The organism is Adhaeribacter radiodurans (assembly GCF_014075995.1).
Classification (GTDB): domain Bacteria; phylum Bacteroidota; class Bacteroidia; order Cytophagales; family Hymenobacteraceae; genus Adhaeribacter; species Adhaeribacter radiodurans.
This window is the reverse complement of record NZ_CP055153.1, coordinates 2177242-2199455: the sequence shown is the minus strand read 5'-3', so window position 1 is coordinate 2199455 and position 22214 is coordinate 2177242. Positions and strand designations below refer to the sequence as shown.

Sequence of the window (22214 nt, the reverse complement as noted above, 5' to 3'; positions counted from 1 at the left end):
AGTAAATTTTAAAAATAAAAAGCCTCCTGATTTATAAACAGGAGGCTTTTTATTTTTAAAGCGGATGATCTCGCAGGTACAAACCCAAACATTTTTGGATAGACGGTAGCGAACCTACACACATGACTTTTGCCAGCCATAGTCTTTCCCTTTTATTAGTTTTTTACAAGCTCTTTGTAACTCTTTAACCTGCCATTTACTCTAATAAGGTAAAGGAGATAATCCTAGAAATTAAACTCTTCTTACAATTAGTAACAAGCATAATCTAATTCACAACCATGATTACACTAAATAATACCAAAGCAACGGTGAAGGAATTGAACGGCAAACATTATTCTCCTTTTCCTGAAATGCTGCCTAATTCAGAAGTACTTCTTCTGGACGAAAAGGCCAAAATTAAAGTTATTAGCCATTATTTTAAACATATTATGCTAACTCTTGGCTTAGATTTAGAAGATGATAGCCTGCAGGGAACCCCAGAACGAGTGGCTAAAATGTACGTCCAAGAAATTTTCCGCGGTCTGAATCCCCAAAACAAACCCCATATCACACTTTTCGAAAATAAATACAATTATAAAGAAATGCTGGTAGAGAAAAATATAACAATTTATTCCTACTGTGAGCATCATTTTGCACCAATTATTGGCAAAGCGCACGTGGCTTATTTTTCTTCGGGTAAAGTAATTGGCTTGTCTAAAATAAACCGGTTGGTACAATATTACAGCAAACGTCCGCAAGTGCAGGAAAGACTCACCGAGGAAATTGCCCAAGCCCTGAAAGAAGCCTTACAAACAGAAGATGTGGCTGTAATAATGGAGGCGACTCACCTCTGCGTAGCTTCCCGGGGAGTAAGTGATGTTTCCAGTGCCACTTTCACCAGCCATTATTCAGGCAAGTTCCAAACCGAACAAACCAGAAGAGAATTGTTTTCTCATCTCCAGTAATTTATTCTAAAGCCTTAAATCTTTCTTATTTGTTAAAACATGGAAACCGTAGTCAAAATTAAAGCCATTGAAACGCTAACGCACAACGTAAAAAAATTTAGATGCGAAAAGCCTCACGGGTACACCTTTCTACCGGGTCAGGCCACTGAAGTAGCAATCAATAAAAAGGGTTGGGAAAAAGAAAAAAGACCTTTTACTTTTACCTCACTAAATGAATCTCCGGAACTTGAATTTATTATAAAACTGTACAAAGACCATCCGGGAGTAACCCATGAACTTGATTCGCTTAAAATTGGGGATGAATTGATAGTGGATGATGCATGGGGAGCTATCAGCTACCAAGGGTCGGGTTATTTTATTGCAGGTGGGGCTGGTATTACTCCATTTATTGCCATCCTGCGGCAACTACATCAGGAACAAAAGCTAGCTGGTAATAGGCTTTTCTTCTCTAATAAAACCGAGCACGACATTATACTCCAACCAGAACTAACAGCAATGCTCGATAACAATGTTATTTACGCTATTACCAGCGAATCTTCGAACAACTATTATTCAGGCTATATAAATGAATCATTTTTGAAAACGTACGTGCAGGATTTTAGCCAACATTTTTATGTATGCGGACCTCCCCCAATGGTAGAAGATTTGCAGAGTATTTTAGCAAAGCTGGGAGCTTGCCCGGAAACAGTCGTTTTTGAAAAATGAAATAATTCGTTTCAATAGACTAAAAAGAAAATGCTCCAGAGGAAAATACTGAAGCATTTTGGTTAAAGGTAAAAAACACAAATTTGGAGAATATATTAGGAATTAAGAAGTAGTAAAATTTTCTTTGGCTATTGCATTCATCACCTTATCCACTATCCGGTCGCAATGGATAAGATTAAATTCAAATATTTCTTCGGGCGAATAATATTTTTCGATCTCTTTGCGCAGCATATTTTTAGCCCGGTTTAGCCGTACCTTTACGTTTACCTCCGTTATAGCTAATGCTTCGGCAGTTTCCGCCACACTTAATCCGTTTAACTCCCTTAACGAAAATACCATCCGGTAATCAAGGGGAATTTTATTGACGGCTTTTTCCATTACAGCCTTGAGCTCCTGGTTAAAAATTCTTTTCTCCATATCTGAAGGGCTACCCGAAAACAACGGAACATTTTTATCTACTATTTCTCTATAACCGGCTTTTTCGTATTTAAAACTAAACTTATGATTTTTCTGGTAACAATGGCTCAGCATAATTTTAATAATCCAGGTTTTAAAAGACGACCGGTGTTGAAAGCTGCCTAAACTTTTATAGGCGCTAATAAAAGTTTCCTGCATCAAATCTTCGACATCCTGGTGCTGGTAGCCATACGACTTGCCTACTTTATAAAGAAAAGGATTATTTCTTCTAATTAGAATCTCAAAAAGCTCTAATTGTCCCTCCAAAATTCTTTGAATAATTTCCTCTTCGGTGTTTTGTACCATAGCAAATAATTTTTAAGTGCTTTTCTCTCTGATATTATTAAAAAATTATTGTACCTGTATTTGCCCTTTCATTACCGGGTGTAGCGTACAGTAATATAACGAACTTTCTTTTACTACCATTTTCCAGGATTTCCCAATAGGAATTAGAGAGGAGGTCCAGGCTTTTCTTTTTTCTTCTGTAACAGTATGAACCACTATATCTTTATTTATCCAAACAATAGTATCTCCTTTTTTTACTTTAATCTGAGCGGGCAGAAACTCCATACCTTTTATCTCTACTGTATAAACTTTCGGCGGGAAGCTTTCCGAATGTTCGAAGAAATAACCTGTAATCAGGTTAAGACATAATCCCAAAATCCAAATATTAAGCATATTCTTTTACTTAGAACTAAATTGCTTTTGCAACATTTGGGCGTGCTGCAGATGTGCCTTTAAGGCGGGTATAATATTTTGCAGTAATCCTTTCAGCTCTTGGTTGTCGGTTTCAGGAATTAAAAGATCACTCACAGCTGAGATTACGGCCTGGTGATACGTAACTTCATTATCAATATAGGCTTTATCAAAGTCTTTACCATTTTTTGCCTGTAAAGATTTTTCTGTTTTATTCGCTTCAGCTAATAATTGTTGATTAACGGCATTATCCTTTGGAGTAACTCCTAACTTTTTCACGAGGGCCGATGCTTGTTGAATTACTCCCTGGTGATCGTTTGCCATAGTTTCGGCAAATTGAAGAACTTCTGGATTCTTAGATTTATCTTTTGCGAGTTTGGCTTTATCAATGTCAATCTGATTAGCCGTAACCGCTACTGCTGCTACTTCTGCATCGGAAAGTTTAGGGTTGTTTTGGGCAATGACGGGAAAAACAAGAATGGAAAAATACCCCGCTAGTGCTAATTTTCTAAATTCTGAAAGCGTTTTCATATCCTATTAGTTTAGTTCTATCTATATGGAGTAACTAAACAGGTGAAAGGTTACAACTGAACAGTAGAGGATTTGAAGAAAATTAAAAATAAATAAAAGCAAGAGTCAGCTTTATACCTTAATTCTTTTCTCACTTAGCAGTTTACTTATTGATTACTGCTCAATAGTTGTAATCAAGATCCTTAATCTGATACTGTAAAATAGATAAGGCATTTTTGTAATCACTATGAAATAGTATTAAATATACTGTTATCCAAAATAGTTAATTTATATAAGTGCATTATCCTGATGTAATATTACTGGCGGGTCAAGTTATTTTTTAATATAAAGTATTACATTTTAATTGCTTCATTATCAGAAACTAGTTGCCTAGAGCTACGTTTCGCCCAATTATAGATTTAACTTTACTGGTATGAAGAAATCTAGTCTCATAATCATTTTGTTCTAAATCTTCATCTGCTTTATAACATTAGGTTACATTTAAAAAACTGCAAGACCCACTTTAAAAGGCATTATTGTAGTTGCTCTATCCGTATAAATACTTAAATTTTAAAAATTTATTACGTATAACTTCCTTTTTTAGGGATATTATAGCAAATTACTAAAACTGTAAATATTGCATTTTATTATATATAAAGTTATATTTATTTATAAAACCTATATTGATATTGGATAAAATGAAGTTTAACAGCTATCCGGATTTAAGAATGAGCTATACCTATTTTACAAATTGGGAAATGCCAATAAATTATTGGACTTGGTTTCCTTGATTATTTAAATGTTTAATCAAATTAATTTATTATGAGCAAACTGAATGTATTACTTCTTGGTTGGGAATTTTCTACTGCTATTCGTGAAGAGCAGGAGACTAGTTGTTACTATATTGCTAAAGCCTTATCTCAACGGGTAGATTTATCGGTGCTTTTGCCCCATACGGATCCGAATTTTATTCTCAACAACGCCGAACTCACAGGCTTGGATCAGTTAGATTTGCAAGGAATCCAAACTAGTTCCACTAAGCCGCGTCCGTTGCCATTTGCGAATGAACCTTATATTAAAAATAATATTCCTCTTTATGGTACCAGTAATTATGTAACGCCACCAGAAGGCTATGTAAGACCAGAAGCGTTCAAAAGAATAAGTACATCCGGAACAGGTTCGCAAAGTAATTCCAGTAAAATTCAGGAAAAGAATACAGGACCTGCTAACATTTTTGGGTATAAAGAGTTCGATGCTTTAAGTTTAGATGCGCAAGTAATTGAATATGCCCGATATACTAGTCGTTGGGCACTTCAGCGAAATTTTGATATTATTTATGCATATAACTACAGAACCTTTTTGGCTGGAACAGAATTAAAATTATTGACCGGAAAAAAACTAATACTCCAGGTAGACTCTTTAAGTTATGAACATTGCCAACCGGATAGTAAAGGGTGGATGTATGAACTGGAAAAACAAGCCTTCCGAAAGTGTGATTATATCCTTACCAGTACAGGTGATATGGCTGTTACTTTAGTAAAGGATTATGGTATTTCTCCTGCTAAACTCGAATCTATAGAAATAGAAAAGAACCAACTTCTTAAAAGCCTACATGCAACAGGTGAGCAGCAACCAGCTAATTTAAAGAGTGCCTCCTTAAATAAATCAGCTGTAAATAAAGCTAATATGCATTTATTTATTCAAGAAAAGGTAGAAGCTAGTTGGCAACCTACTGCTGATGCTATTTGGGAGGTTATTCAAATGGTAGCCACCACTTAGACCTTACCTGGTAAAACCTATTAAGAACAGGTTTGAGCAAAAGAGTATAAAATTAACTCTGAACAGGAATAACTTAATATTCCTGGATAGCAGTCATACTTTTTACTCTAGTTCAAAGGTAAAGCTATGCCTCCAAGTGGTTTGTAATTCTTTTCGCTCTATTGTCCTTATTTCCATTTTTAATCAATTAATCTGTCCATGAAAAAGCTTATGTTAAATAATATTTCTTTTTATACCCGGCATAAAGAACAGCTCAAAAAAATTTATGCTGGAAAGTATTTAATTATTCACCATGAAAAAGTTTTTGGTGTTTGCAACTCTTGGTGGGAAGCTAGCAGAAAGGGCTTGGAATTATTCCGGGAAGATACTTTCCTGATTAAATACTGCATTTAGCCCCCATATACCTTCTTATTAAATCTACCATTATCTGCCCTCTATAGGATGTTTTCTATATGGGATTTTATAAAATAATCTTTTAAGTATTGGCTATTTAAACAAATAATTAACAATCCATCTAAACTGAAGCATTATGGATTTATATGAATTTAGACGAAAATCAATTAATCAGCAAGTTTCTCTTATAGGACAATTCGGCATTAAATTGTTGGACCGTTCGCTTGGTTCCCACGATATTAGCTTGCATTTTTTGGAGTATTTTTTCGTGGAGATATGGCTTTCTTCCAATTTTCCTAGAGTGGTTCGGTTGGTTTCCTATCGTGATCATGCCTGTTTTGAACCATATCTGGATTCCATAAATCTATCGGACCTGAATCTCTCCTAAAACTTATAAGGGCTCTCTTTTACGATAAATTGTTGAGTTAAAGGTTAAAAGAATATAAAAAGTTTAATAGAATAAATAAAGTTGGTAGTTAAGTAAGCCTGATAAGAGTAAGCGAAAAAACTTGTGCCCCTACTCTTGCCAGGCTTATACAACCCAATTAGAAATAGAATAATAAAAATTTGCTTGCTCATGATTTTATTTACCTTAAATGATATAGAACTAGAGTTTAATACCGAAAGCAGCATTTTGACGGTGCGCTGGATTGGACCTTTAAAACAAGATGACTTTGCCATTATTTGGCAACAAGTATTAATCTTAGCCACTAAACATCAGATCAGATTTATTTTACTGGATACTACCTTTGTTCATACTCAAAACAGTCCGGATATTGATGATTATAGTATTCACCAATATTTTAGGCAAACTTTGGCTCTACCTTATCTGGAAAAAATTGCGCGTATCGTTACAAATAATACAACTTATGACCAGAAAATCACAAATCTATATACTACTTTGCTACAGCAGAATAAGGGTATCCAATTTCAAAATTTCAACCATTATTATGAAGCCATGGATTGGCTGCTAGAAATGCATTACGTTGAAAATAAACAGTTATGAAAGAAAGAGATTACCAAATGGCCTACATGATTTAATTAACCATCCTGCTTTCTAGGAGATGTATAAACCTAAACGTTAAAAGTTTTAACGAATAATCTTCAAAATGTAAGCCATTCATTTAATGGAAATTAAATGTAAAAGGGAGTACCTCTGTTCCCTTAGCCTTTTAGCTATCTTTCCTTTGTGCCATTCTAAATAGTTATATTTTTAAAAATGCCTAATCTGTACTATGGCTACTATTTAATTATTAAAACCTTTTATTTTGTGTCTTATAAATAAACTGAGTCTGGCCAAGAATTAAGTGCTTTGTCCAGACTCAGTTTATTTTTAGTTTAAAGATATTTTTATATATTCTGCCTCAAGACCCGGAATTGATAAAATATTCGTTCCAATAGTCTTAATTCTTCTGTAATAATTTCGGCACTGCCCTGCATTTCCTGCTTAAAATCTAACTTTTTATGATAACTGGTTTTTAGACCACTTGGAAGTATAATTTCAATTACATACAAATTATCTTTCGGAACCAATGATATGGATTTTACCAGGCCAAGTATAGTTCCAAACTCCTGGTAAGGATAGTTTTTCAAGTAGATATTTACTTTTTGTCCCACTTTTACTTTGCCGGAGTTTTGGATAGGCAACGCTATTTTACCAATGATTGTCTGGGCCGTATGCGGTACAATTACCATTACTTCATCCCCTGTGGTTACATATTGATTATTGCTCCAGTATTTTAAATAAGTTACTTTCCCCGAAATAGGAGATTTTAACAGGTATTTTTGCTCCCAGTTTGATAGTGCGCTTAATAAATTTTTATAAGACTCCGTAAAGCTTAACTCATATTGATTTCTTTTTTCCTGATTTTGTATTACTAATAAAACTAGGGCTTTTTGCAATTGCACTAACTTAATTTTAGTGGAGGCAATGTTGGATTCTAGTTGTTCAAAGCTTCGTTTAACCCCGAGTAATTCCCTTTCATTATCTTCTATTTGCTTGTCGGCAATAACTTTATTTTTGTACAGAAAGGCATTTCGATCATAATCTTTTTTTACTAAGTTAACTTCGGTTTTATAAAATTCCTTTTCCTTGGCCTGCTTTTCCAATAAGTTTATATGTTCCTTTAATTCCTGCCGTGTGGCTGAAATTTCTTTGGCAACCGGATCTATTTGGTTGAAAAGTTTTAATTCCTGGTAAGCCCGGTTAAAAGCTGCGTATTCTTTCTGCAATTCGCCCAGGTTACTTTCATCGGGTAAATTTAGGGTTTGTTTAGTAAGTAGGGTTGAAAAATGAGTAGAACGTAATGAATTTAGTAAATCCAATACTTCTGAACTATTCGCCGGGTTTTCGATTACGCCTAGTAATGCTCCTGTTTCTACCTGGTCGTTTTCTTTAAAAAAAATATGCTGAAGTTTACCATTAGCTTGCGCTACTATTCGAGCAGGTGGATTAGAGGAAGTAAGTATCAGCTTCGAATTAATCACATCCGGATACCGGATAAACCAACCAATGCCTAACAACGAAACAATGCAAAAAAATAAGTAAGTCATTCCTCCTCTCACTATCCAATGCGGAATTTGCGTCATTACCTCGGTAATGTCGTCGCTTCTATCCAGGATATCCTCTACTTTGCTGTACCTGTCCATACTATTACGTTGTTCATTATTGATTGCTCGTTGTTAAACTGATATACATTTTTATTCGAATAGTTAATATAAACAGGGCTCCCGCAAATAGAATGGGCTAAGCTTTTTATCCTCCCCTTATCTCCTTCAAAGAGGGACTTTTTGCCTACTTTTTACTCTTACAGATTCAACTTCTTTATTCCGCTTACTTTTTCCTTCTGCACTAATAGATTTGCCCAGATTAGGACTTTTATCATGTTAGGCGAAAGTCCTGATAAATTTATTTAGTTAACAATGATCAACTACTAACGAGCAACTATTTAGTAAATATTAATTGCCTAGTTCCAATTGATTTTTAACCAGGGTATAATACGCTCCTTTAGTCTGAGTTAAATAGTCGTGAGAACCGCTTTCAATAATTCTTCCCTGGTCCATCATAAGTACCTGGTCCGCATTTTTTACGGTGCTCAACCGGTGCGCAATCACTACTACTGTTCGGCCGGCATAAAAATCCTCTAAGCGCTTCATTATAATTTTTTCGTTATTGGCATCCAGCGCGCTGGTAGCTTCGTCGAAAAACAAAAATTCCGGATTTTTATATACTGCCCGGGCAATTAATAAGCGTTGTTTTTCGCCGCCGCTTAGAGCAATGCCATTACCGCCAATATTAGTGTTGTACCCCTGTGGTAGAGATTCTATGAAATTTTCTATATTGGCTACTCGTACCGCATGCAGCAACCTTTTTCTATCGATGGAAGTGTGGGAATCTGATTCGGTGATATTGCGGGCTATGGTGTCGGCAAAAATAAAACCGTCTTGCATTACTACTCCACATTTTTCTCGCCAGGCTCGGGCACTTATTGTATTTAGGCTAATATTACCCACTTGTATTTTGCCTTGGGTAGGAGCATAAAATTTAAGTAAGAGTTTTAACAAGGTGGTTTTACCGCTGCCGCTGGCTCCCACAATGGCGGTAACTTTACCCTGCGGAATATAAAAATCAAGATCTTTTAAAATTGCCGGACTATTGGGCCCACTGTAACTAAAGCTTACATTATTTATAAAAATATCTTTGGCATAAGTAGCAAGAAAAGGAGTTTGCGCTAAATTATTTTTTTCTTCCTCTTCTTTATCATGAATTTCACCCAGTCTTTGTAGGCTTAAAGAAGCGTCCTGGGCCGTTCTGGTAAAAGATATAAAATTATTGATAGGCTCATTTAATTGTCCGATAATGTATTGTACCGCCAGCATCATCCCTAATGTCATATCTCCCTGTATTACTGCCTTGGCGGATAAAAACGTAATGAAAATATTCTTGATTTGATTTATAAAGTTGGCACCTAAAGTCTGGTATTGAGCTACTGTTAATCCTTTCAGGGAAATTTTAAATAATTTTACCTGGGTAGTTTCCCATTCCCAGCGCCTTCTCTTCTCCGAATTATTTAATTTAATCTCCTGCATTCCCTGAATTAATTGAATGAGGCTGTTGCGGTTTTCCGATTCATAACTATAACGCTTGAAGTCCAGGGTGGCTCTTCTTTTCATAAAAAATAAAACCCAGCCCGAATATAGCACGGCCCCTAGCAAAAAAATCAGCAAAATAGATAGGTTATAAAATGCCAGGATGGTTCCGAATACAAATAAGTTAACCACCGAAAATAAAACGTTTAAGGTAGTAGATGATAATAAAGATTCGATGCGGTTATGGTCTTCTATCCGTTGCAACAGGTCGCCGGTCATTTTTGAATCAAAAAAAGCAATTGGGAGCTTCATTACCTTAACCAGAAAATCAGATAATAGGGAAATGCTCATTCTGGAACCCACGTGCAATAAAATCCAGCTTCTAATTATCTCTACCGTAGATTGCGAAAAGAACAGCATTAACTGGGCAAATAGCATTAAGTAAATAAAGTGGATGTTCTGGTTTTTTATGCCGTAATCGACTACCCCTTGGGTAAGAAAAGGAAAAATAAGTTGCAGAATACTGGCTATGATTAAGCCGACAAACAACTGTAAAATATATTTGGTAAAAGGTTTCAGGTAAGGAAATAATATTTTTATTCCAGTCCGGCGATTCTCTGTGCCGGTTTCTTCTTCAAAAAATTGAACTGTAGGTTCTACTATAAAAACAATGCCTTCGTCGGTAGCGGTTTTTTTCTTGTTATATAGCCAACCGGCTAAAAATTCTTCTTTGGAGTAGGTGATTAAATTAAAACTCGGGTCGGCTACCCATATTTTATTCTTTCCAATCCGGTAAACTACTACAAAATGGTTTTGTTGCCAGTGAATAATACAAGGTAAAGTTACATCGTTTAGCAGGGTAGTAAAATCAACTTTTACCGCGAAAGATTTCATAGCAATAGCTTCTGCTGCCTCGGATAATCCCATTAGCGAAACTCCTTCGCGGGTAGTATGGCTTAGTTCCCTTAAATACTCGGTTGCGTATACTTTACCATAAAAAGCAGCAATCATTTTCAAACAAGTAGGACCACAATCCATCTCATCTAGTTGCCGGTAAAAAGTAAATTTTTTCATTCAATTTACGCGCTAAGAGCGGAAGTTACCTTGGTCCGATTTTGATCCATTATCGAATCATTTAAGTAGTAAAAGGCAATGGCTTTCTGCTTTAAAGGGTTCTGGCTCCACTCTTCCCACTCACAGGTATAAGGATTATAGCCGCACTTTAGAGGTTTACTAAAAATATCCTCTGGATTCTCTACGTACGCCCGGCAATCCGAACAGACATACCTGAATTCACAATCCTTACAAACGGCTATCTGGTCTTTGGTAATCTTCCATGTATCTGTAAATCCGTAGTTATTAATCGCTTCGCTTAAACTTGTATCCTTAATATTGCCGTAGGATGTTAGCATGGATGGACAGTTTTTGATCTCGCCATTGGTATCAACCGACACTTTCCGGTTTAAGCAGCCATTAAATAATTTGGTTTCGAAAAAATTATTTACGGTAGGTGCATTTAAACTCTTTACATTTATAATTCCGCAATGAGCTTGAGAAGTAATTTGTTGAGTAACCAGGTGAATGTGTTTATCAACGTAGCGAATTGATTCTATATCACAGCCATAATCCACAATTAAGGTTCTTTTTTCCGGCGAAGAATGAATTGTTAAACCCGCTATGATAGGATGATCTTCTATTAATTTTATATAAGCTTCATCCGAAATATGAGCGTTATATTTTAAAATTAATTCAATGCTCTGAATAGATTTATGATGAGCAGATGAAAGCACCTGGTACAAGCCATCTAGTGATAGAATATCAGAAAAAGATCTTATCTGAACAAACTGACAACCCAGTTCATCTAATTCCTGAAAAATTTTATCAAAGTCGTGATAAGTAATATCTACATCAATAATGGCATTTTGAATAATCGCTGGTATATCCCATTTTTCTTCAATAGCCGGAAACAAAGAAGGATCGTGCAAAAAGGAAATAAATTCGTGTTGATTTAAGAATTCTATAAATTCCACAACCAAAGTTTTTTCTTCTTCACTGATTATATCTTTTAGAAGAAAACCAATCTTATCGCTTCTCAAATATTCCAATACTTCATAATATTCGCTTGGAAAAAATAGTAATTCGTTTCTGGTTAAGTCGCAAATTACAAACCGCGTGGCTCCCTTTACCGGAATACAATCAGCATGCAGATGAAGATAAGTATCTAGATTAATATTTAATTGTAAGCTCATAGTTGAATTACTTTTATTCCAAAATTTTTGAAATGGGTTTGTTGGCCACGGATACCTGCTTGGTGCTGAAACAATACTTTTTATTATAAAGTACAAGTTTATTTTCTATTTGAAGAGGCGGTATCTTCTCCAGATGAATCCTTTTGAATCCAAGAGGAAGGTGTGATTCAGCGGTACTCCAAAGATTAATTTGTTCTGGTTCGTGCATGATGTAAGAGGTGTAAAGCCACTTGTTTTTCTAAAAAATAATTACACGGATCAGATAACATTCCAAATTGACCAACCGGATTTATTTCCAGAAAATAAGCATTATCTTGCTGATCAATCATCAAATCAACGGAACCGGTATTTAAATCAAGCTTTTTGAATAACAGCTTGATCTTTTGATCAAGCTCCCGGGGAAGTTTATAAGGAACATACCGGTTAGGCTTTTTTTCATTGTATTTCCGGTAATCGGTTTTGGTTTGCTCATCGTTCTGGGAAAGTATGGCCATAGAATAGCACGTATTCTCTAAAAAAAACACTCTGACTTCATATTTCTTATGTATATTTTTCTGCAGAAAAGACGGCGATATTTGTTCGGGTAAAAGGGTAGTTCCGTTTTTATTTAATTTTTCCGTGTAGGAAAAATAACCGGTTGATTTCTCTATAGTATCAAATAAATAAAGTCCATCGGACATAGACTTTGTAATTAAATCCGGCAATTGTCTAAATACTTTTTCTACTCCTTCTCTGTAATTAGTAATGTAAAAGTCCGGAATCAGCAACCCAGTAGCTTTAGCCATAGCCAGTACCACTAACTTATTTAAATTACCTTTTGTTGAAGATCCCAGAGCAGGAACCGTGTTTTCAATAATGTAATGCAGGTACTCTGTTAATCTCGCCTCTTCGTTCTTTAATTTATTATTAAAATAGGAGGTAAAAGAAGCACGATCTTCCACAGTAACCGAAAAGAATTGATCGCACAGCCAATTTTTTCCTTTTCGGTACCATACAGCTTCAATATCATTTAAATAAACAAGTTTTTCATTCCATTTAAAAGAAAATTGCCCTTCTGTAATATCCAAACAAATGCGAATGTTCCTATCATTATAATTCACTCTGATTACATCTTTTTTGCCTAAATAATGAAGCCATCGGATTACTTCAGTTGTGGATTGATCGAGGGAAGTGCTAAATATACAAATCACAATTACTCTATTTACAAGTTAATACAATTGAAATAAATAGTCTGCTGGTATAGATTACACCAACAGACTATTCGTCTTTTAATCATCTGTTCCGTCTATATGACAAACATTGTAGGTGTTGCAAGTACAAGTTGAGCGCAACCCACCGGATGTTAGAAACATTTGATCTTTCGTTAATTTCGATGCTTCTAAATTTTTACCTTTTTTGGTGATCTTAAACTTTTTCATAAAATAATAATTGATTAATTGTTGCCTACTCTACCCGCTTTTCGGCTTCCGCGTAAATTGTTTATTTGATATTATTATGTTTAAACTTCTATTAGTAGATTTATAATTTAGTAGCTATTTATAAAAAAAGTTAACCGGGAAAATTGAAAAAATAGTTAATTAAACTTTCATCTGACGGATGTACAGATTAGTAGCTGTTTGAAGAAAAGGTTAACAGAAAAAATAAATTATTTTATAAAGTATTTGTGGAGCTGCTGTTAATTTTTCAGTTGTTCATAATTTTTAGAAAAAAAATAAATACCAACTGATACTGGAATTAAAACTTAATACGCAGGCAAGAAGGATCTTGACCAGCTGGAATAAAGTTTGTTTAAGTCTGGGAACTGTTAAATTCTTACCTTAAAAGTAATTTCTACTAAATCCGGGAAGAGTTAAGTAAAGCTACTCGTAAAGAAATATTGTATTTAAATAGATTTGGTGCCGTCCAGAATTACGGTATTTAAACCGGTAGAATTAAAATAAAGTAAGCAGAGAATCAGGAGAAGTTCACGAAACTGGAACTAGGTAAGTTGATTTACTTATTCAAAAAATCTTATCAAAGTAATAAAATAAAGGCAACTTAAGATATTATTACTGGAAAGCCCACCATTTGTAACCATCCAGCGCATGGAAACAATGAAACATTTCGCCATTCAGCAAAGCATCACTTATGAACCTTTGGCTAATTTCACCCGCACTTTTGTATTCCTCAAGCTCTTGGAGAACTTTGGATTTTTTTTGGGAAGTTAAGGTTTTCCCTCATTTAAGATAGTTCTATTTTCAAGGAAGCTTACAATACTATGTTTCCTGATTAAAATTAAAGAATGGAATGGCTTATAAAATAAAACGAAGTTGTTCAGATATTATCGACCAAAATCAGCTTTTCCGCTGAAACTTTCATAGCACCTGCTGATCAGGTTAAGCAATAATTAACTTAAACGCAAACGTAGCTAATACAATTTAACAGCAAAATACTGCCTTAAAGACCATGATAATGGTGGCTGAAAAACAGCTAAAAGTAGAAATTAAAAAAACATGATTTCAAGCGGTTACAAGGAATTTATTTATAAAAGATAATTTTATATATAAATAAAAAATTCATGCTCATTTCTTAAGGCATTCGTATACAAAGGTATAGCCTGCCAAAATAATATGAAATGAGCCATTTCAATTATTCCCTCAGTATAAATTTTCGACAGGTCTTGTTCCTGTTACTTTTTCTGTTAATCATCAATTCTGCGAAAGCGCAGGAACAAGAAAAAAGCCTGGAAGTATATGGGTACATCAAGGCCGATGTAGGTTATAATTTCAAGCAAATTGATCCCAATTGGTTTGATGTACTTCGCGTTACCAAACTCCCCCAGTATAAAGACCAATTTGCGCCGGATGGGAAAATATATTTCAGCGTTCGTCAAACCAGATTGGGGTTAAATAGCCTGTCGCAAACGCCTTTGGGCAAGCTCAAAGCTAATTTTGAATTCGACCTTTTTGGTGTCGGACCGGACGTAGGCCAAACCACTTTCCGCTTCCGGAAGGCTTATGTTGAACTAGGAAGATTTACTGTTGGGCAAACCGAAAGCCTTTTCACCGATGTTGATGTAACTCCCAACACCCTAGATTTCGGAGCCCCGCCCAGCAGAGCCTTTCTGCGGCCTATCCAGGTGCGTTATATGCAGGTTGGGGAACAGGATAGATGGGGAATTGCCTTGGAACAACCAGGTGCCGTTACCGAGTCGGGTATTTATGCCGAACGAATAGAACTGCAAAACGTGCGGCCCGAATTTAAATTACCAGACTTGGCCATGGATTACCGCAGAATTACCGGAAAGGGATACATCGAGTTGGCGGGTGCTTTAAAATGGATTCGGTGGGAAGATACCGGTAATGCTCCTATTGACTTAAGTGGAAATGAAATCGGATGGGGTTTTAACATCAGCTCCAACCAGCAATTAGATAGTAAAACTCTTTTCCGAGGACAATTGGTCTATGGCAAGGGTATTGAGAACCATTTAACGGATGCTGGTGCTGATGTAGGCATTAAAAATAATTTAAGCGATCCTACTACACCCGTTTTAGGAATGGCATTGCCGGTTATGGGTGGCCTTGCCTTTCTGGAACGTAACTGGAATAGCAAATGGAGCAGCACGCTGGGGTATTCCCAGGTACGAATTTCTAACTCGGATGCTCAAGCGCCTAATGCTTTTAAAAAGGGGCATTATGCCACTTTTAATTTACTCTACCAGCCCTTTTCACAAGCTATGATGGGAGCTGAACTGCAATGGGGAAAGAGGAATAATTTTAGTGATGGTTTTAGCTCCTCGGTGGTTAGAGTGCAATTTTCAATTAAATACAGTTTCTCCCATTTAGTTTTTGAGAACACAAATCAATAAGACGATATAATTCGAGTAATATGGATTTCCCACTTTAGATATTATGAAAACATGAAAAAAGTTCTGACGTTCCTTTATTTGGCTGTCATGGTTGCCATGGTACTGGCTTGCAGTCAGTCCAAGACTGAAAATGAAACTAAAACAGGGCCTGGATCCGAAACAAAAACTGAAAAACAAACCGAAACCGAATCCTCTTCTAAACCTCAGATGAATCCACCTAAAACTACTCCTCCCAATAATAACAATGCTACCTGGGTGCAAAACATACCAACCCAAGATCTTATAAAATGGAGAAGGCACATCCATCAAAATCCGGAAGTATCTTTTAAAGAAGAGCAAACCAGTAAGTACGTGGAAGATGTACTAAAATCCCTTTCCAACATTGAAATTATAAAACCGGCTAAAACCAGCGTTATTGGTGTACTAAAAGGTGCCCAACCGGGAAAAACCGTAGCTTCTAGAGCCGACATGGATGCCTTGCCATTGCAGGAAGAAACCGGGTTGCCTTATAGCTCTAAAATGAAAAATGTTAGTCACGCTTGTGGTCATGATGCGCATACGGCTATGCTGCTAGCTACTGCCACTACCTTATCCAAAATGCAGGATCAGATTAAAGGTACGGTTTACTTTATATTTCAGCACGCTGAGGAACAACCACCCGGAGGAGCTTTAGATATTGTTAATTCCGGGGATTTAAAGGGAATAGATGCTTTTTTTGGAATGCATGTTTTGCCTAATTTCCCAGCCGGCCACGTTGGTATTTTGCCTGAAGGAGCCGCTTCGACCGCTCAGGACATCTTTAATCTAACTATTATTGGAAAGGGATCGCATGGTTCTATGCCCCATCTGGGAATTGACCCGATAGTGGTAGGCGCGGCAGTTGTGAGCGCTTTACAAACTGTTGTATCCCGCAATGTGACACCCGGAGAAATGACGGTAGTTTCTATCGGTAAATTTCAATCGGGGGATGCGCCCAATGTGATTGCAGACAAGGCGGAATTAGCTGCCAGCATTCGTACTACGTCAGAAGAAACCAGGAAAATGGTAGAAAACAGAATAAAAACTATCATTGACAACACCACCAAGGCCTATGGCGCTACTTACAAATTAGAATATATTCCTACCTATCCGGCCATTCAAAACGATGCTGCCCTTACTACTCTGGCTAGAAACAGTGCGGCTACCATCTTGGGGAAGGATCAAATTTTTAATGCTCCCATGATGACCGCTAGTGAAGATTTTGCCTATTACAAAAAAATAGCACCGGTCGGTTTTATTACCTTGGGCATTGGGGAAGGTGCTGCCAACCATAACCCTAAATTTAATGTGGATGAAAGCGCCTTACAAAATGGAGTAAAAGCTCAAGTACAAATTATTCTGGACTACTTAAATAACTAAATCAATAGACTATTTATTAGAGATCAACCATGTTTAAACCTAAATAAAAAATTGGCTTTGTTAATAACTAAAGTAGTAGTAAAGTTAACGCTTGTTATCACTTATTCGGGATGCTCCAAGCAGGGGATTTAATAGGATTTCAACCCCTTTAGGGTATTTGATCTAGGGTTGAACTTATCTAGGTATTGGCTATTCTAGACCGAAGTAGTTGATTCTAAATTAATTTTAATTGGTTTCGCTACCTTGTTAGCCGCCTTATCCTAAATTTTTACAATGTTGTAGCGGTTCTTTTTATTCATTCCCCAGAATCATTTATTTTTAATGAACCAGCTTTACCACTTTAACTGGTTTATGCAATTATTAATTGAAAGCAGCAAAAATTACCTGGATTATTTATCTCGAAGTAAAACTTTATAATCCTATCAGAATGAGATTAATAAGCAAGAGTAGTAATGCCACTTTCTAAATAGTGCGTCATTAACAAAAAATATTTTTTAAATTAATTAAACGTTTTTATGGATACCGAATATAAAATACCGACAGAAACCAGAATTGGACACGTTCATTTAAAAGTATCGGACTTAAAACGTTCCCTGGCCTTTTATTGCGACTTGTTAGGCTTTGAACTTATGATGTACTACGGTGATGCAGCTGCCTTTATTTCAGCCGGCGGTTATCATCATCACATTGGGTTAAATACCTGGAATAGTAAAGATGCCCCTCCCGCTACCCGGGAAGGAGTGGGGCTATATCACACGGCGATTGTTTATCCTACCCGGAAAGATTTGGCAAACATTTACAAAAGGCTGCGCACTGCCAACTATCCTAACATTGGAGCTTCTGACCATGGTGTGTCCGAAGCCCTATATTTACGCGACCCCGATAATAATGGTGTGGAACTGTATTGGGACAAACCCAGAAATAGCTGGCCAAAAGAATCTAATGGTTCCCTTACCATGTATACGCACCCCCTTGATCTGGAAGATTTGCTGAAAGAAGCAAGTTGATGTAGTCATCAGGTAGTTTTATTTATTTGAATTTAATTACCAAAGGTTTATTTTAACGTTTGCTAAAAATAAAAAGGAATAGATGAATGCCAGCACCTCTTTAAAAACAGAAATTAAGGAGGCAACTGTGCCTTCCTAATTTCTGCAGCTTACTTTTTTGCATGCATAGCAATCCATTTTTCAAACGCCACCATAAAGCTTTTTAAGAAATCTCTGGTAGATTTGTTGATAAGATTTCCGTTATCATTAAATAAATTGGCAGCTCCTCCTATATAGGCTTTCGGTTGTGCCATTGTAGTCACATTTACAAAGACTAGTGACTGGCGTAAATGGTGGTTTGCACCAAATCCACTTATATTTCCAATGGATACACTTATTACCCCGCCAGGTTTTCCATCCCAGAAATTTTTTCCGTAAGGACGGGAACCCACATCAATAACATTTTTTTATACTCCAGGTACCGAACGGTTGTATTCAGGGGTGAGGAAAAGTAAGCCATCGGCAGCAACAATTTTCTTCCGAAGTTCTAGCCATTCCGGAGGGGGAGTTGCTTCTAGGTCTTCATTAAACATGGGAATTCCTGCAATACTTATAATGTTAAGCGATAATGATTCAGGAGCAAGGGTAAACTCCTGAAATAGCTTTACACTAAGTACGGAAAGCAATGAAAAAAACGAGAGTTAATAGAAAACACAAAAATTTGCTCAGGTAAATTTTCTGCTGAGCATCACCTATTATTAAGCAGAGATAATCTTTATGTGCTGGTCGGCTAAGAAGAACGTTAATAAAAGGTAGAGCGAATTTGTACTCATGCTCCTGGTAATTGCTGCCGAAATTTACTAAATCTATCTATCAAAAATCCTAAAGGCAAAAGCAACAAGTTCAGCATGTGCCCAGAGGATAAACTCCCATTGTGTCAAAGAGCTTTATTTGAATTGATAAAAAAAATATAATCACCAGCGTATTTGACGTAGAGTGTACCCACCTTAGTAGTGCTATAAATGCCTTTGCCCGATAATGGAGGTTTTAACGGCTTGCTGCTTCTATTACAATAAGCACGCTAATTTCTTCTCTAATGCAAAACAAATTCAACGATATTGACCAGGCGAAAAAATGGCTTTTTACCCCGCAGTATTAACCATCAGCATCCATATTCGGCTAGGAGGAACTAAAAAATAATGGTAGTAACGCCAAAAAAGGCTGGATTACATAATCTTACTTATCTGAAAATCCCACAAAATAACCAAGTTATTCTAAATGGTCCATATTGCCAGCTGACCAATATAAAAATGCGATTGATTTTACGTATTTGGTTTTTAATTCCCAAAATTTTACATTCTGGTTAATTACATTCATTTCCCGGGTATTTACTAAAAACAAAGAACTTTCGCCGTTTTCGAACCGGGTTTGTTCGCCCCGGCGCAAGATATCAGCTTGAGAAACCAGGGTTTCCTGGGTTTTTATTTGGGCCGCTAACATCTGCAATTCGTTATAAGTGGTTTGCAGGGCGGTGGTTATATCGCGTTGGGTTTGGGTTAGCGCTAAATCGGTTTCAGTTAACTTGTACCGGGTAAGCTGCCATTTGCCGCGTTCGCTCCGGAGCAGCAAAGGGTAGTTAAAACTCACTCCTAATTTGTAATTATTTAAAAAATAAGTAGAGTTCAGCTGTTCTACGAGTAAGCCAAAGTCCTGGCGCAAAAAATTATATTCCAGGTTTAATTTTGGTTTAAATTTATCGGCGGCTAACCGGCGCTCAATTTCGAGTTGCTTATATTTATAACCCAGTTTTATTAAATCCGGATGGTTCTCCTGGGCAAACCGGAAAAGTTGCTGCAGCGTGTCCGCGGGTATCAGGGTTAAGTCAGATTCATTAAACGCCGGTACAGCTGATGAAACTAATTCTACAGGATTTTGATCCGGAGTCCAGAGGTAGTTTGAAACTATCAGGCCGCTATTCTGGAATTCGGTTAAGGATTGCTGCAACAATTGCTGCCGGTTTATTAAATCAACTCGGGCTTCTACGGTATCTATGGCAGCTAAATCGCCGTACCGGGCCCGTTCGGACACTCCACGGTAGCGTACTTCCGATAAGTTATAGGCAGTTTGGTATAATTGCCATCGTTGGTACGCTAACACCCAATCCCAGTAATCTTTAGAGGCTTCCAGTAGTAATTTGTTGATAATTTTAATTTTATCAGCTTCAGCGGCATTAATTAACAACTGCGCCTGGCGCAAGGTGGCCCGCCGTTGGTCGATGAGCCATCCTTGGCCGATGGGCAGGGAAATACCTGCGTAAGTTAAACCCGAGGCAGGCGTTTTTTCTTCTGGGTTAACGTTTACGCCTTTGTTGCGCTCGTAACCGGCTTTTAAATCGGCACCAAACCACAAGGGTACTTTTACCATACTATTCCAGTTCTCGTAGTACAATTGATTTTTAAAATTTTTGCGGTCGTAATAACTAATGGCCTGGGGATCGAAATTACCGCGGGCTATGCGAAGTTCCTGCTGCGCCTGTTTCGGTAATAAAGCAGCCTGACGCACCACCGGATGATTGGCTTTAATTTGATCGTAAAAAGCCGCAAAGGTTACTACTTTTATAGTATCGGCCTGGCTGCGGATGGGGTTACCGGTAATTAGCAGCCCTAGCAGCAAGAGCAATTTACACTGGTTAATTTTTGTTAAGAAGGCACGAAGTGGTTGACCGGAGAATACCCGAGAAAAAACTAATAGCGCCCGTTGGGTAATATAGTTATTCAGCACTGGTTTCATCGGTTAAAGCATTTAATTCTTTTTTATCTTTCGGGGCATAAGTTGCCCCGGTTTCCTGGGTCGGATAATCGGCCGGGAAGCCGTTTAGCTGCCGCCACAGTTCATACCAGATGGGCACGTCGTTTAATAAAGCCCAGCCATAAACGCCGGACCCAATGCGCAAGGCCTCCGGCCAGGGCTCGGTTTGCGGATCTGGAACTACCAGAATGCGGTATTTACCCATGGTAGCTACGTTATCAATCACGGCAATCCGGCCGCCGAAGGTACCAAAACCCGAATTGGGCCATCCCGAAAAAACCAGGGCCGGCCAGCCATCAAATTGCAAACGAATGTGTTGTCCTTTGCGGATCAATGGAAAGTCCATGGATTTTACGAACAGCTCCACGGCTAACTGCGCTTCGCGTGGTAAAATGGTGGCCACGGCTTCTCCTTCTTTTACAGTTTCGCCAATACCGGCTTTCATGGCTTTAACTACAATGCCATTCTGCGGAGCCTTTAAGTGGTAAAAGCTCGTCCGGATTTTTGTATTGGCGTATTCGTTTTTTATTTTAGCTAGTTCGCCGTCGGTGGTATAGGCGTAGCCGCGGGTGGAACTTAACTCCGATTCGGCTTTGGCGGTTTTTTCGCCGTACTCGGCCGTTAAAGAATTCAGCTCTATTCGGGCATTTTGTAATTCGTTGCGGGTGCTGGCTACTTTGTTTTCGTAACCCTGCAATTTCGCCCGCACTTCCTGAAACTTCAAACGGCGGCTTTCGAGTTCAGTCAACGATTTAAGACCTTGCTGATACAAAGCTTCCTGGCGTTCCAATTGCACTTGGGCAATTTTGTAATCGGCTTGGGCGGCTACTAATTCGGCGCTGTCACTTTGCAGTTTAAATTTTACCTGGTTTATTTTGTTCCGGGCTTTATTTAAGCTAAACGTTAAGCCGCCTTTTAAATTAGCAATTTGATCTTCCAGGGCTTTGGCTTTTTGTTGCGTAGCCAGTAAACTCAATCTTTTGGCTTCAATTTGTTCATTTAACCGCTGCAATAGTTGCGGGTCGAAGTACTTGTCTTTTACCTCCGAGATGCTAATCAGGGTATCGCCTTTTTGTACGGTTTGTCCTTCTTGCACATGCCATTTTTCAATCCGACCAGAAATTACACTTTGCAGCGTTTGCGGCCGGCCAGCAGGGTTTAAAGCCGTAAGCGTACCATTAGAACGGATATTCTGCGTCCAGGGAAGAAATAAGGCCAGGCAAAGAACTAAAAAAATGCCACCACACCAGAGCGCCAGCGTACGCCCGGTAGGAGCCGTTTTTAACAAATCGGCAGTACTGTAATGCGGATGAGTTTGTACGGGGTATTCTTTATTTTTAACAGCGGGTGCCAT

17 protein-coding genes and 1 pseudogene are annotated in these 22214 nt (G+C 37.5%); 8 read left to right on the top strand and 10 right to left on the bottom strand.

Going from position 1 to position 22214, the window contains the following annotated elements; all coding sequences use genetic code 11:
- Nucleotides 1-278: 278 nt before the first annotated feature.
- Together folE and HUW48_RS09190 are read left to right on the top strand one after the other, a co-directional pair.
- Complete coding sequence (gene folE / locus HUW48_RS09195; RefSeq protein WP_182415391.1) at nucleotides 279-944, top strand: GTP cyclohydrolase I FolE; 666 nt, start codon at nucleotides 279-281, stop codon at nucleotides 942-944.
- A gap of 39 nt (nucleotides 945-983) precedes the next feature.
- Nucleotides 984-1649, top strand: coding sequence for an FAD-binding oxidoreductase (locus tag HUW48_RS09190; protein ID WP_182415390.1), 666 nt, complete (start codon nucleotides 984-986; stop codon nucleotides 1647-1649).
- 102 nt (nucleotides 1650-1751) lie between these two features.
- Here HUW48_RS09190 and HUW48_RS09185 read toward each other — a convergent pair whose 3' ends face one another.
- Genes HUW48_RS09185 through HUW48_RS09175 form a run of 3 tightly spaced genes read right to left on the bottom strand, consistent with a single transcriptional unit; the run spans nucleotide 1752 to nucleotide 3332 of the window.
- A complete protein-coding gene (locus tag HUW48_RS09185; protein ID WP_182415389.1) occupies nucleotides 1752-2411 on the bottom strand; it encodes a sigma-70 family RNA polymerase sigma factor in 660 nt (219 codons plus the stop codon).
- 45 nt (nucleotides 2412-2456) lie between these two features.
- A complete protein-coding gene (locus HUW48_RS09180; RefSeq protein WP_182415388.1) occupies nucleotides 2457-2783 on the bottom strand; it encodes a plastocyanin/azurin family copper-binding protein in 327 nt (108 codons plus the stop codon).
- Nucleotides 2784-2789: 6 nt separating this feature from the next.
- Complete coding sequence (locus HUW48_RS09175) at nucleotides 2790-3332, bottom strand: DUF4142 domain-containing protein (protein ID WP_182415387.1); 543 nt, start codon at nucleotides 3330-3332, stop codon at nucleotides 2790-2792.
- 801 nt (nucleotides 3333-4133) lie between these two features.
- Here HUW48_RS09175 and HUW48_RS09170 point away from each other — a divergent pair.
- From HUW48_RS09170 to HUW48_RS09160, 3 genes are all read left to right on the top strand, one after another.
- The gene (locus HUW48_RS09170) at nucleotides 4134-5090 is read left to right on the top strand and encodes a glycosyltransferase family 4 protein (RefSeq protein WP_182415386.1); all 957 of its coding nucleotides are present in this window, start codon (nucleotides 4134-4136) and stop codon (nucleotides 5088-5090) included.
- A 198-nt stretch (nucleotides 5091-5288) separates the two neighbouring features.
- Nucleotides 5289-5483: a hypothetical protein gene (locus tag HUW48_RS09165; RefSeq protein WP_182415385.1), complete on the top strand. Its 195-nt coding sequence runs from the start codon at nucleotides 5289-5291 to the stop codon at nucleotides 5481-5483.
- A gap of 577 nt (nucleotides 5484-6060) precedes the next feature.
- Entirely contained in the window at nucleotides 6061-6489 is a 429-nt protein-coding gene (locus HUW48_RS09160) for a hypothetical protein (RefSeq protein WP_182415384.1), read from the top strand.
- A gap of 344 nt (nucleotides 6490-6833) precedes the next feature.
- On the opposite strand, the gene HUW48_RS09155 is transcribed toward HUW48_RS09160, so the two are convergent.
- The 4 genes from HUW48_RS09155 to gwsG form a co-directional block, all read right to left on the bottom strand.
- A complete protein-coding gene (locus tag HUW48_RS09155; RefSeq protein ID WP_182415383.1) occupies nucleotides 6834-8132 on the bottom strand; it encodes an HlyD family secretion protein in 1299 nt (432 codons plus the stop codon).
- A 309-nt stretch (nucleotides 8133-8441) separates the two neighbouring features.
- Complete coding sequence (locus HUW48_RS09150) at nucleotides 8442-10646, bottom strand: peptidase domain-containing ABC transporter (RefSeq protein ID WP_182415382.1); 2205 nt, start codon at nucleotides 10644-10646, stop codon at nucleotides 8442-8444.
- 5 nt (nucleotides 10647-10651) lie between these two features.
- Entirely contained in the window at nucleotides 10652-11821 is a 1170-nt protein-coding gene (gene gwsS, locus HUW48_RS09145; RefSeq protein ID WP_182415381.1) for a grasp-with-spasm system SPASM domain peptide maturase, read from the bottom strand.
- Nucleotides 11822-12006: 185 nt separating this feature from the next.
- A complete protein-coding gene (gene gwsG, locus HUW48_RS09140) occupies nucleotides 12007-13011 on the bottom strand; it encodes a grasp-with-spasm system ATP-grasp peptide maturase (RefSeq protein WP_182415380.1) in 1005 nt (334 codons plus the stop codon).
- Nucleotides 13012-14435: 1424 nt separating this feature from the next.
- Here gwsG and HUW48_RS09135 point away from each other — a divergent pair.
- The 3 genes from HUW48_RS09135 to HUW48_RS09125 all read left to right on the top strand — a co-directional run bounded on the left by HUW48_RS09135 (nucleotide 14436) and on the right by HUW48_RS09125 (nucleotide 18073).
- Nucleotides 14436-15668, top strand: a complete 1233-nt coding sequence (locus tag HUW48_RS09135; protein ID WP_182415379.1) for a DcaP family trimeric outer membrane transporter — start codon at nucleotides 14436-14438, stop codon at nucleotides 15666-15668.
- 51 nt (nucleotides 15669-15719) lie between these two features.
- Entirely contained in the window at nucleotides 15720-17066 is a 1347-nt protein-coding gene (locus HUW48_RS09130; RefSeq protein ID WP_246343802.1) for a M20 metallopeptidase family protein, read from the top strand.
- A 515-nt stretch (nucleotides 17067-17581) separates the two neighbouring features.
- Nucleotides 17582-18073 carry a VOC family protein gene (locus HUW48_RS09125; RefSeq protein ID WP_182415378.1) on the top strand — a complete coding sequence of 164 codons (492 nt, stop codon included), beginning with the start codon at nucleotides 17582-17584 and terminating at the stop codon, nucleotides 18071-18073.
- A gap of 149 nt (nucleotides 18074-18222) precedes the next feature.
- Here HUW48_RS09125 and HUW48_RS09120 read toward each other — a convergent pair.
- From HUW48_RS09120 to HUW48_RS09110, 3 genes and pseudogenes are all read right to left on the bottom strand, one after another.
- A pseudogene (locus HUW48_RS09120) lies at nucleotides 18223-18738 on the bottom strand (NADPH-dependent FMN reductase).
- A 583-nt stretch (nucleotides 18739-19321) separates the two neighbouring features.
- Nucleotides 19322-20842 (bottom strand): TolC family protein, encoded by a 1521-nt coding sequence (locus HUW48_RS09115; protein WP_182415377.1) that lies wholly within the window; start codon nucleotides 20840-20842, stop codon nucleotides 19322-19324.
- Complete coding sequence (locus tag HUW48_RS09110) at nucleotides 20823-22214, bottom strand: HlyD family secretion protein (RefSeq protein ID WP_182415376.1); 1392 nt, start codon at nucleotides 22212-22214, stop codon at nucleotides 20823-20825. The genes HUW48_RS09115 and HUW48_RS09110 overlap by 20 nt, the downstream gene beginning before the upstream one ends.

What these genes read in the sequence shown, in the direction of transcription:
- HUW48_RS09185 (WP_182415389.1), bottom strand. Translation starts at nt 2,411, where the DNA reads ATGGTACAAAACACCGAAGAGGAAATTATTCAAAGAATTTTGGAGGGA.
- HUW48_RS09160 (WP_182415384.1), top strand. Translation starts at nt 6,061, where the DNA reads ATGATTTTATTTACCTTAAATGATATAGAACTAGAGTTTAATACCGAA.
- HUW48_RS09125 (WP_182415378.1), top strand. Translation starts at nt 17,582, where the DNA reads ATGGATACCGAATATAAAATACCGACAGAAACCAGAATTGGACACGTT.
- HUW48_RS09180 (WP_182415388.1), bottom strand. Translation starts at nt 2,783, where the DNA reads ATGCTTAATATTTGGATTTTGGGATTATGTCTTAACCTGATTACAGGT.
- HUW48_RS09135 (WP_182415379.1), top strand. Translation starts at nt 14,436, where the DNA reads ATGAGCCATTTCAATTATTCCCTCAGTATAAATTTTCGACAGGTCTTG.
- HUW48_RS09175 (WP_182415387.1), bottom strand. Translation starts at nt 3,332, where the DNA reads ATGAAAACGCTTTCAGAATTTAGAAAATTAGCACTAGCGGGGTATTTT.
- HUW48_RS09155 (WP_182415383.1), bottom strand. Translation starts at nt 8,132, where the DNA reads ATGGACAGGTACAGCAAAGTAGAGGATATCCTGGATAGAAGCGACGAC.
- HUW48_RS09130 (WP_246343802.1), top strand. Translation starts at nt 15,720, where the DNA reads ATGAAAAAAGTTCTGACGTTCCTTTATTTGGCTGTCATGGTTGCCATG.
- HUW48_RS09150 (WP_182415382.1), bottom strand. Translation starts at nt 10,646, where the DNA reads ATGAAAAAATTTACTTTTTACCGGCAACTAGATGAGATGGATTGTGGT.
- HUW48_RS09170 (WP_182415386.1), top strand. Translation starts at nt 4,134, where the DNA reads ATGAGCAAACTGAATGTATTACTTCTTGGTTGGGAATTTTCTACTGCT.
- HUW48_RS09165 (WP_182415385.1), top strand. Translation starts at nt 5,289, where the DNA reads ATGAAAAAGCTTATGTTAAATAATATTTCTTTTTATACCCGGCATAAA.
- folE (WP_182415391.1), top strand. Translation starts at nt 279, where the DNA reads ATGATTACACTAAATAATACCAAAGCAACGGTGAAGGAATTGAACGGC.
- HUW48_RS09110 (WP_182415376.1), bottom strand. Translation starts at nt 22,214, where the DNA reads ATGGCACCCGCTGTTAAAAATAAAGAATACCCCGTACAAACTCATCCG.
- HUW48_RS09115 (WP_182415377.1), bottom strand. Translation starts at nt 20,842, where the DNA reads ATGAAACCAGTGCTGAATAACTATATTACCCAACGGGCGCTATTAGTT.
- HUW48_RS09190 (WP_182415390.1), top strand. Translation starts at nt 984, where the DNA reads ATGGAAACCGTAGTCAAAATTAAAGCCATTGAAACGCTAACGCACAAC.
- gwsS (WP_182415381.1), bottom strand. Translation starts at nt 11,821, where the DNA reads ATGAGCTTACAATTAAATATTAATCTAGATACTTATCTTCATCTGCAT.